The organism is Treponema sp. UBA785, from assembly GCF_002297065.1.
Lineage (GTDB): Bacteria > Spirochaetota > Spirochaetia > Treponematales > Treponemataceae > Treponema_D.
On the sequence record NZ_DBJD01000065.1, the window covers coordinates 1 to 11188 of the forward strand.

The window sequence follows — 11188 nt, forward strand, 5'->3', positions numbered from 1 at the left end:
CCGGGCCTTATAGCCCGGATTGGAGCCCCGGAGTTGCCGCAGGCAATGAGCGCTAGCGAAGGGCGGAAAGCCGGTTAGGGCGAAGATGTGCTCCAAAAATAAAAAAAACGGCGCCTTAAATAAAGATGCCGTTTTGTAAAATATTAAAGAGGAATGTTTCCGTGTTTTTTGAGAGGTTTGTCCGAAACGCTCTTATTTTCGAGAATTTCAAAACTGCTTAAAATTCGGGCGCGGGTTTCCTGTGGTTCAATTACGGCGCTTATGTAGTCGCGCTGAGCGGCAATTGTAGGCGTCATAAACGTTGCACGGTATTCCTGTCCTTTTTCCTGCACGAGCTGGGCATTGTTCGGGTCTTTTAATTCTTTTGCATAAAGAATTCCAATTGCTCCTTCTGCTCCCATTACGGCAATTTCTGCTTTTGGCCAGGCATAAACAAAGTCTGCGCCGAGGTGTTTTGAGCACATTGCAATGTATGCTCCGCCGTAAGCCTTGCGGGTGATTACTGTAACTTTTGGAACTGAGGCTTCTGCATAAGCGTAGAGAATTTTTGCTCCGTGGCGGATAATTCCCTTCTGTTCTTCTTGCGGACCTGGAATAAAGCCTGGAACGTCAACAAAGGTCAAAAGCGGAATGTCGTAAGCGTCGCAATAGCGGACATGGCGTGCAATTTTGTCGGAAGCGTCACAGTTCAATACACCGCCAAAGTTTCCAGGATTGTTTGCAACTACGCCAACCGTCTTGCCTTCGATTTTTGCAAAACCTACAACTGCGTTTCCTGCAAATTCTTCTGTTGATTCAAAGAAGCTGTCATCGTCTACAACGCGGTTGATTACTTCGCGGATATCGTATCCTTTTGTGCTTGTTTCTGGAAGAACAGAGTCGAGTTCAGCAGATTTTTTTTCTGTATATTTAAAGTCAGCTTTTTTACCAAAAAGAGCCTTTTTTTCTTTTGGCTCAAAAGGAGTTTTGTCGCCGTAATAGTGAGGAATATAATCGAGAAGCTTGCGTACTTTTTCGATACATTCTGCTTCTGTCGGGCAACGGTAGTGTGCAACGCCTGATTTTTGAGAGTGAATTGCAGCTCCACCCAAGTCTTCCGATGTAATGTCCATAAACATTACCTGTTTTACAACTTTTGGTCCTGTAATGTACATTTCAGAAATTTTATCGACTGTAAAAATAAAGTCCGTAAGTCCAGGAGAATAAACTGCGCCGCCGGCACAAGGTCCTGCAATCACAGAAATCTGCGGAATTACACCGCTTGCGCGTACATTCTGACGGAAAATTTCACCGTAACCGCAAAGAGCGTCAACTCCTTCCTGAATACGGGCACCGCCAGAATCGTTAAGTCCGATTACAGGACAGCGGCATTCAATTGCCTTTGCAATGAGTTCTGCAATTTTCTGACCGTGGACTTTTCCTAAAGAACCGCCCTGTACTGTAAAATCCTGTGCATAAACTGCAACCTTTTTTCCGTTTACTTTTCCAAAGCCTGTGATTACGCCGTCATAAGGAATTGTTTTTTTGTCCATTCCAAAACTTGTGCACTGATGCTGAGCATCTGCATAAATTTCCATAAAACTGTCTTTGTCGCAAAGAAGGTTGATTCTTTCAATTGCGTGAAGTTTTCCTTTTGCGTGCTGTTTTTCAAGATTGTAGTCAAAAGCCATCTTAATGCCTCGCTTTGTTAATATCTAACTAGGAGAATACGACATTTTCTCAATAAATGTCAATATGACAAAAAGAAAGAAAATGTCATTTTAAGAAAAAGAAGGAAAGAACAGAATGTTTGCAATTTTACTTAAATTCTTTTGCGGCTGAATTATTGTATTTTTTTATCATATATGGAACTTCGTCTCTTAAATCCATTTCTGACGGCACAAAATTGTACTTCTGGCGCAGAAGTTCTGACGCTTTTTTTACGTCTTCTCCAGTTTTTTCAAGACAGTCCAGATAGTCTTTTTTGTAGTTTTTTACGCTGTAGGAATTCCGGAAAGTTTTTCCAGTTCCGCTGATTTTTCTTACAATCCATCGCTTTCCGTTCCACACAAGATTAACATTTTCTGTCGTTGTCAAAACCGTAATTATCGGCTCGCCTTCGTTGTAAATCAGATTGTAGCTTACTTCGTGGCTTGTTTCGTCGCCTTTTTTTAAGGTTTTGCCGTTTTCTTCTTTGAGCGGAGTTTTTTTGTCTTTTCTTTTTGGATAATCAAAATTTGAAGAAGTTTGAATTCCGTCAATCGTCAAATTTGTAATTCCGTATTGCCAAAAATCAGTCGTCCCTCTAAAGAACAGCCAGCCGGCAGGAGTTAAGGTTCCGTCTTTTTCGTCCATTGCAAGCCTCTGTTTGTTTGTAACATAAAATCCCGAAACCTGCTGAATAAGGCTTTTTGCTTCTTTTCCTTTTGCAATTTCCTGAATAATCGTAACGTCAGCCTTGTGAATTCCTGTCAAAAGAGTCTGCACGGTCTGCCCGGAAGTAAGTCCCATGCTCGTTGCAAGTTTTTGATTTTCTTTATTAAAACTGGATGCAACCGAAAATCCGGCAATTGCCGCCAAAACGCTTCCCCAAATTTTTTTTGAATTTCTTCGATAAAAACGTCCGGACTTTATTTTTTTCGCCTGTTTTTTTATGAATTTGATTCGTCTTTCTAAAAATTTCTGGTCGCCCTGATTTTTAGAAAATCCAGCCTTAAAAAAATCTTCCAAAAGTTTTGAATTAAATTCCATGGCTTTTTTTAGAATTTCAATGCGATTTTTTTCGGTTTTTTCGTTTACAAAACGGCGCTCTCCAGGAATAGTCCGTTTTTTTCGTTTTATGCAAAGCCCTGCGTCTACAGACAATGCAAGTTTTTCGTTTACGGCAGGAATTTCGTATTCAACAGGAATAAAATTCGAATCCGTAATATCCGCCTGTCTTTTTTCCAAATTTTCCTGGCAAAAAGCATATTTTTTTGTGATTGCCCGATAAGCTAGCGCGGCTCTTGTAAAAAGCGCCGCTTCCAGACCTTCGAGTCCGCGGTGAACAAAAATTCCCTGAAATTTTCCATAATCTTTTGAATTTTCTGCGCAACGCTCAAAAAGATTTCCTGGAAGAACAACTGCCCAAAAACTTCCATTTTTCTGTTTTTCCGAAACCAAAATCCCCTGTGCGCCCGGAAAAACCGTCAATTTTTTCGATTCGTATTCATTTTGATTTTCGCAAAAGCCTGCATCTTTGAGAATTTCGTCCATCGCCTTAAAAACCGCAACAATTTTTTCGTTGCAATTTTCTTTTTTGTTTGCTTCGTTTTTATCTTCAAAAATCTTAAAAAGCGGCTCAAAAACCAATTTGCCTTCGCCCGGCATTTTTCCTGCAAACGCGGCCGACTTGTCTTCAAGAATCTTAATGGAATCAAAATTCCATTTTTTTAACAAAATCCGTCCGTCAGCGCAAATTTCTGCCGCAAAACCGTCTTCTGCCAGAAGTTTTTCCAAGTCAGTGCGCGCAAAACTCTGTTCAGCCAAAAATGAACGTAAAAAAATTTTATCTTCTTCAAAAAAAATGCAATCCATACAACAAATTTATTTATATTGAAGATAAAAGTAAAGTTAAAAATTGTACGGGCGGATTTTTTTGAGTAAACTCAAAAAAAACGAGCTTTTCAGGGCTACGGCATTCGCCTCCGACCAAACGCAGGCGTTTGTTTTCGCTTGCGCTCACCCTTGCAATCTCTTCCGCATTTTGTTTTTGTTATCACCTTAAATAAAACAAATTTTTACATTTATAAAATTTTGATAAGACTTATAATATATGAACGTATGAATTTAAAAAAGATTGTTTCTGGTCTTGAAAAAAAATATGTGCTTTTTACGCTTTTTACTCCTCTTGTCATGATTGGCGAAGTTGTTATGGAGACTGTAATTCCGCTTATAATGGCACATATAATTGACAATGGAATCGCAACAAAAAATATAAATTATGTAGTCCGCACAGGAATTTTTATGGTTCTATGCACACTTTTTTCTCTTTCGTGCGGAGTTTGCGGCGGCCGCCTTTCTTCTCTTGCTTCTTATGGTTTTTCAAAAAACTTGCGGGCAAATTTGTTTAAAAGAGTTCAAAATTTTTCTTTTGCGGGGCTTGAGCATTTTGGAACAGGTTCTCTTGTTACTCGTTTAACGACGGACGTTACAAATCTTCAGAATATGTACCAGAATTTAATCCGCAGTTTGGTTCGCGCTCCGCTTATGATGCTTACAGGAACGATAATTGCCTGTTTTATAAACCTGAGGCTGGCGTTTTTGTTTTTTATTGCAATCCCTCTGCTTGCCTTTTTTTTGATTTTTATTTCTGCAAAGGCATACCCGCGTTTTCAAGCAATGTTTAAAAAATACGACGCGCTCAATAGTTTTGTCCAGGAATGTATGATTGGAATTCGTGTCATAAAAGCATTTGTCCGCGAAGATTTTGAATGTGAAAAATTTGAAAAAATTGCCGCTCAGTTGCGCGATTGTCAAGTTCGTGCCGAAAAACTTGTAATCTGCTCAATGCCGATAATGAAATTTGTAATTTACATGTGCATAATCGCAACTCTTTGGTTTGGCGGAAAAATGGTTATTATCGGTTCTATGAAAACTGGAGAACTTGTAAGTTTTCTTACTTATGTTACGCAGATTTTAATGAGCTTGATGATGCTTAGTTCGATTTTTGTTCAATTTATCCTCTCTAAAGCTTCTGTTTCTCGTGTTATGGAAGTTCTTTCGTTTAATACCGAAGAAGATGATTCAAATGACGGCTCAAAAATCAATTCTGTCAAAGACGGTTCAGTCGAGTTTTTTAATGTCTCCTTTTCTTATGAAGGCAAAAACGGCAACTGCGTTTTGTCGGACATAAATTTAAAAATTCCTTCAGGTTCGGCTGTCGGCATAATCGGCGGAACTGGTTCTTCAAAATCAACCCTTGTTTCTCTTATCCCTAGGCTTTATGACTGCACTTGTGGCTGCGTAAAAGTTGGCGGAGCCGATGTAAAAAATTACAGTTACAAGGCTCTTCGCGGTGCTGTCGGAATGGTTTTGCAAAAAAATGTGCTTTTTAGCGGAACAATCGAACAGAATTTGCGCTGGGGAAACGAAGACGCAACGCAAAAACAGATTGAACATGCCTGTCAAGTTGCAGATGCGTTCAATTTTATTTCTGAGCTTCCAGCTGGCCTTAAAACTGAGCTTGGACAGGGCGGAGTAAACTTGAGCGGAGGACAAAAACAGCGTCTTTGCATTGCGCGCGCGCTTTTAAAAAATCCGAAAATTTTGATTTTGGACGATTCAACGAGCGCCGTTGACACCGCAACAGATTCAAGAATTCGTGCCTCTTTGAGAAATTGCCTGCCTCAAACCACAAAAATAGTAATTGCGCAGAGAATCGCTTCAGTTCAAGAATCGGATTTTATTGTCGTGCTTGATGAAGGCAAAATAACTGGGATTGGAACTCATAGCCAGCTTTTGCAGGAGAACAAAGTTTATAAAGAAATTTATGATTCTCAAATTAGTAAAAATTAAAAATCGGGGAGAAAAGCATAGATGTCATCTGTAAAAAATCGTGGCGCTCAAAAGCCCAATCACACAGTAAAAACAGTTTTGCGGCTCCTTGCTTACATGAAAACTTTTAAAGTTTTGCTGCCTCTTCTTTTTTTCTGCATAATTTTGTCGGCAGGAGCAGAAGTTGCGGGCGCATATCTTTTAAAACCTGCCGTAAATAATTATATTCTTCCTCTTATGGGAAAGCAAAATCCGGATTTGACAGGATTTGCCGTTTTAATAATAAAAATAGCCGGAATTTACGCGATCGGCGCAATTTCGTCTTTTTTAACACAAAGGCTTCTTTTAAAAATTTCAACTTCGACTCTTTATAAAATCCGTTGCGAACTTTTTAGCCATCAATCTAAGCTTTCACTGCGATATTATGATTCACATACGCACGGAGTTTTAATGTCGCTTTATACGAACGACACTGACACTTTGCGCGACATGTTCAGCCAAAGTATTCCTCAGCTTTTGACGGGAATTTTTCAGGTTGCTGGAATTTTTTGCATGATGCTTTTTTTAAGCATTCCGCTTACTGCCGTTATGGTTTTGACAGTCGCAGGAATCATGCTTTTGAGCGCGACGGTCGGAAAAAAGAGCGCAAATGCTTATCGGGTTCAGCAGGAAAATATTGGCAAAATAAACGGCTACATAGAAGAAATGATTGAAGGCCAGAACGTTGTAAAAATCTTTACGCGGGAAGAACAGGCAAACAGAAATTTTTCTAAACTGAACGAAGCCCTATGCGAATCTGGAACTCAGGCGTCAACTTATGCAAATATTCTTGGTCCGATTATGAACAACCTTTCTCATTTTCAATATGCCTTGATTTCTATTTTCGGCGCGGTTCTCGTAATTACCGGTTACATGGATTTGGGAACAATTGCAAGCTTTTTGCAGTCAACACGAGAATTTTCCCGTCCGCTCAGCCAGTTGAGCCAGCAGTTCAATTCAATCTTGAACGCTCTTGCCGGAGCAGAAAGAATTTTTGCCGCAATCAATCAAAAGCCAGAAACTGACAATGGAACTGTTTCTTTGGTAAATGCTTATGAGGCAAAATTCAAAAAAGACGAAAAAGTTCTTGTTCAGAGTTTTGCGCAGACAGGAACATGGGCATGGCATTGTCCGGAACTCGACAGATTAAAACTTCTTTGCGGCGATGTTGTTTTTAAGGATGTCAATTTTTCTTACAACGGACGCAAAAGAGTTTTAAATGGAATCAGTCTGCACGCAAAACCAGGACAAAAAATTGCTCTGGTTGGTTCGACAGGTTCTGGAAAAACGACTATTGCTAACCTTTTGACGCGGTTTTACGACATAAAAGAAGGTTCTGGCTCTATTACTTATGACGGAATTCCTTTAAATGACATAAAAAAGCAGGATTTAAGACGTTCCATTGCTGTTGTTCTGCAAGATATTCACCTTTTTACGGGCACGGTTCTCGAAAATATTCGCTACGGAAACCTTGAAGCAACGGATAACCAGGTTTATGACGCGGTAAAGCTTGCAAATGCCGATTCATTTATCCGCCACCTTCCGCAGGGATTTGACACTGTTATAAAAGGCGACGGCTCAAATTTAAGCCAGGGCCAGCGTCAGCTGATTGCGATTGCCCGGGCTGCGGTTGCAAATCCGCCGGTCTTGATTCTTGATGAGGCGACAAGTTCAATTGATACCCGCACAGAATTCTTAATCGAAAGGGGCATGGATCAGCTTATGAAAGGGCGCACTGTCTTTGTAATTGCGCACAGGCTTTCGACAGTGCGCAACGCAGACTGCATAATTGTCCTAGAAGAAGGAACTATAATCGAACACGGAACTCACGATGAACTTTTGCAAAAGCATGGAAGATATTATCAGCTTTATACCGGGGCATTCGAGTTGAATTAAAAAATTCTGTAAAACAAAAAAAGTCACGCTTTAATGCAGTGTATTTTTATGTTAAACTCAGTGCCTATGAGAAAATACTGCAAGAATTCATCAAAAAAACTTTTAAATTTATATTATGCCTTTGTTCCTGTTGTTTTAGGAACTTTTGGATCGCTGTTTTTTTCCTCCTGCCAGACACCTCAGTCAACTTTTGCCTCTCTTTCTGCCGACGGCAAATTTTATAAATCCATCGAAAATTCTCTTAACGCTCCAGATTCACTTTTTTTGCAGGACAATTCTTCCGAACAGAGCATAAATGGAACTTATCCTGAGCATATTTTTATAAAAACGCGGACACAGACTTTTACAAAGAATTACGAATTTATGATTCGCAACGGAAAGCTCTTGTTTAAAACTAAAAACGAGAGCTTATGGAAGCTTTATTGCGGAACTGGACTTCCAGAAGGCGCGCAGTCAGTCGTAGAAATTTCGGGAGATTCAAACTGCGTCTTTGTTTTTGACGAGCAGGGCAGGCTTTACAGAACTTACACAGAAAAAGAAGTCAGAAAAAAGGCTGCAAGTCCTTTTTACGTAAAACCTTTCACTTGGGTTTATCTTTACGGGTGGCCAGAGAGTGTGGTTTTTAAACCTGGAATTGTTGTAAACAATTACCGGGCCTGGGCAATGGGAGCAAGACGGAAAGATGTACTTTGGCATGAAGATATTTTTAAGAACGAGCATCATTTTGGCACAATGGGGCTTGAGACAATCTATTTTTTGACCGAAAAAGGAAACGAGATTCGCTTTACGGATTCAGGGCTTCCTGCCGACCTTTCAAAAACTTTTTTAACTCCAAAAAACGGACGTTTTATCGCCGTAAATTTAAGCAATTCGGCTTCGACAAATTTTATAATCGGCGACAAAGGCTCAATGTACACAAGGCTTATTGATTTTGACACTATGGGCTGCGATCCAATGTTTTTTAAATATACTTACGAGCCTTATAAGTCAAAATATAAAGGAAATGAATACCGCTCAAATTTTGAAAGCTGGGGACTTCCAGCAGAAGACTGGCGTAAGCAGCCGGATATTAAGCTTGAGGGAAAAGCCCGCCTTACAAAATTCATTTCGATTCATCAAAACGGGCATGGAAATTCCGCGCGGGAGCTTCGTGTCGCAGGATTGGATTTTGAAGGCAACACAGGATTTTATTCAAAACAGATTTTTGACGCAGAATGGACTTTTACAAAGTGCAATTTATTTTTTACAGAGCAGGATTATTTGGGCGGAAAATCGGAATGGGGAGAATCCTGCGAATACGCTTTTAAGGGCAGTGTTTTTGAAAACGGAAAAAATCTCGAAAATCTAAGCGTTCAGGTTGAAGATTTTACGCTTGCAAACGAAGGCGGTTTTAATTTAAAGATAACAATAAAAAAAGACGGTTGGCAGGAATCAAAGTCAATAAAATTCTATGACGTAGAAATGTGGACTTATATGCCGCGCTTTGATCCCGGAAAAGACGGAGTTCCGAAGAACTTTTTTGTTACGCCGGATTTTTCAAAAGAAGACATAAACTGCGAACATGAAGAATTTACAGAACTCCTGAAAAAAATGTTTGACGGAATAAACCGAAAAACTTTTTGTGTAAAAAGCTCGGCAACTGAAAATTATTTGGAATTAAACTGGAAAAACTCAAAAGGTCTTCTTTCTGCAAACGAATTTAAAATTTTTATGGACAAAAGCGGAATTTCGGGCGATCCGGACGCCTTAAAAGCTGTTTATATGTACGAAAATCCGTTCCTTCAGGTATTCAATCTTCCGGAAATGGCTTTTGAAAAAGCCGTCTACACTGCGCAGGATACCGAAAACCTCAAAAAAGCTGCAGAATCCAACAGACAGTATGCGAAACTTTTGAGCGGACAGATGAAAGTTTACAACGGATACCGCCACAATACAAACAAATCCCGCTGGGAATGGAACCTTGCGGATTTAGTTTTGTCCGTTACTTTCTTAAACCAAATTGATTTTCCAAAAATAAAGACAGTCTCAATGCATTCAGGCGACATTTTTAACACAAACGCTGACAGTTACGGCCTGAATTATGAATATATGAGCATTTTGTATCCGCATGTAATAAATCTTGCGGCTCAGCGCGCCGAAAAATATTCAAAAATTCTCGAAAAACTGGAAAAAAATCAAACTGTCAAAAATTTACAAGAATACAAGAACGACTATTCAGAATATCTCGACAGCCTTTGCGTAAAAGATGAATACAAAGGCCAAATTGTTCAGGAAAAAAGAGAAGGAAAACTTCTGCGCATAAGAGAATTTCCGCTTTATCCGGGATTTGTCCTTTGCACGCAAAAAAAATCCGGCGAAGTTGACCAATACGTAATTCTTGAACTCAAAAATTTTGAAAAAAAGGCAATGTACTCTCTTAAAAAAGACAAAACCGATTTTGAATGTGATGTAAATTTCTATATCACGGCAAAAAACGAAAGTTTTTTAAATAAATATTTCGGAATTCAAAAAATCGAAAAGAAAAAGGGCAAAATCCACATTGATAGCAAAAAAATAAGAGTCAAGGCCGGCTTAAAAACGATTTTTGAAGCGGATTGATTTTGCGGTTTTCTGATTTTGTTGACGGAAAAACAAAATTCTTTTATATTTTCCTTGTCAGATAGAAAACAAACTTTGCAAAGACGCCAGGCTTTTTGGTCCGGCGTCTTTTTTTTCTGGAGGCAAACAAATGAAACACTTTACAATTACAATTGGCCGCGAATTTGGCTGCAATGCCCGCGAAATTGGACGTCAGGTGGCGGCAGCTCTCGGTGTAAAGTTTTACGACAAGGAGCTTGTGGCTCTTGCGGCAAAAGAGGGCGGAGTAGACAAACTGACATTTTTCGCTCAAAAGGAACATCCCGGCATAACGGACAATTTTCAGACAGAGTTTGGCTATGGAGTTTCAGGAATGTTTTATTCTCCAAAAGCGGTTGAAGCGCAGGCCGGCGTGATTCGAAAAATTGCAGGCTCAGAAAACTGCGTCATGCTAGGACGCTGTTCGGACTATTTTTTGCAAAATTTAGATTCAACCTTGAGCATTTTTGTCTATGCGCCGCTTTCTTATCGCGTAACTCATATTTCTCAGGCATACGGCTTAACACAAAAACAGGCGCAAAAAATGATTGCCAAAATCGACAGAAAACGCCACAGATATTACAAATACATAACTGGCAAAAACAGGGGCGACCGCCACGGAAGAAATTTAATGATTGATGTTGAAAAATTTGGCGTGGAAGGAGCGGTAAAAATTATAACAGACGCGGCAAAACTGCTCTTTTCCGAATAAAACAACGGGCGGCCGCCGCTCCGCGTCGCCGGGCTATCCATGGTTCCGCTTCGCTCCATTGTTTTGCAGCGCGGGCAAAGCAAGAAGAAAAGCAGCCGCAAAACAACGCTTCCGCGCCATTCCTATCCCTGCCGCAATGCAAGCCGCGCAGGCAAGCGCTGTGACGAATCAAGAAAAAGTGCTTTGCCGGCAATCGTCACCGTGACTTGCCTTTTTCGTCATTCCGAACTTGATTCGGAATCTATATTGAAAATGCGGTAGTCGTCACCATGACGAAGACAGAAAAAGTGTTTGAACGACAATCGTCATCGTGACTTGCCTTTTTCGTCATTCCGAACTTGATCCGGAATCTATATTGAAAAATGCGGCAATCGTCATCGTGACGAAAACAGAAAAAGCATTTTGTCAGCA

General features: G+C 40.0%; 6 protein-coding genes. 4 read left to right on the plus strand and 2 right to left on the minus strand.

Annotation, left to right across the window (positions count from 1 at the left end):
• Nucleotides 1-143: 143 nt before the first annotated feature.
• Both B2X33_RS05410 and B2X33_RS05415 read right to left on the minus strand, forming a co-directional pair.
• Nucleotides 144-1670: an acyl-CoA carboxylase subunit beta gene (locus B2X33_RS05410; RefSeq protein WP_296020238.1), complete on the minus strand. Its 1527-nt coding sequence runs from the start codon at nucleotides 1668-1670 to the stop codon at nucleotides 144-146.
• A gap of 127 nt (nucleotides 1671-1797) precedes the next feature.
• Complete coding sequence (locus tag B2X33_RS05415; RefSeq protein WP_296668183.1) at nucleotides 1798-3555, minus strand: hypothetical protein; 1758 nt, start codon at nucleotides 3553-3555, stop codon at nucleotides 1798-1800.
• Between the two features lie 246 nt (nucleotides 3556-3801).
• On the opposite strand from B2X33_RS05415, the gene B2X33_RS05420 reads away from it, so the two are divergent.
• The 4 genes from B2X33_RS05420 (at nucleotide 3802) to B2X33_RS05435 (ending at nucleotide 10777) form a co-directional block, all read left to right on the plus strand.
• Nucleotides 3802-5535, plus strand: coding sequence for an ABC transporter ATP-binding protein (locus B2X33_RS05420; protein ID WP_296668184.1), 1734 nt, complete (start codon nucleotides 3802-3804; stop codon nucleotides 5533-5535).
• Between the two features lie 21 nt (nucleotides 5536-5556).
• A complete protein-coding gene (locus B2X33_RS05425) occupies nucleotides 5557-7449 on the plus strand; it encodes an ABC transporter ATP-binding protein (protein ID WP_296668186.1) in 1893 nt (630 codons plus the stop codon).
• A gap of 48 nt (nucleotides 7450-7497) precedes the next feature.
• Nucleotides 7498-10047 (plus strand): hypothetical protein, encoded by a 2550-nt coding sequence (locus B2X33_RS05430; protein WP_296668187.1) that lies wholly within the window; start codon nucleotides 7498-7500, stop codon nucleotides 10045-10047.
• A 130-nt stretch (nucleotides 10048-10177) separates the two neighbouring features.
• Nucleotides 10178-10777, plus strand: coding sequence for a cytidylate kinase-like family protein (locus B2X33_RS05435; protein ID WP_296668188.1), 600 nt, complete (start codon nucleotides 10178-10180; stop codon nucleotides 10775-10777).
• Nucleotides 10778-11188 lie beyond the last annotated feature (411 nt).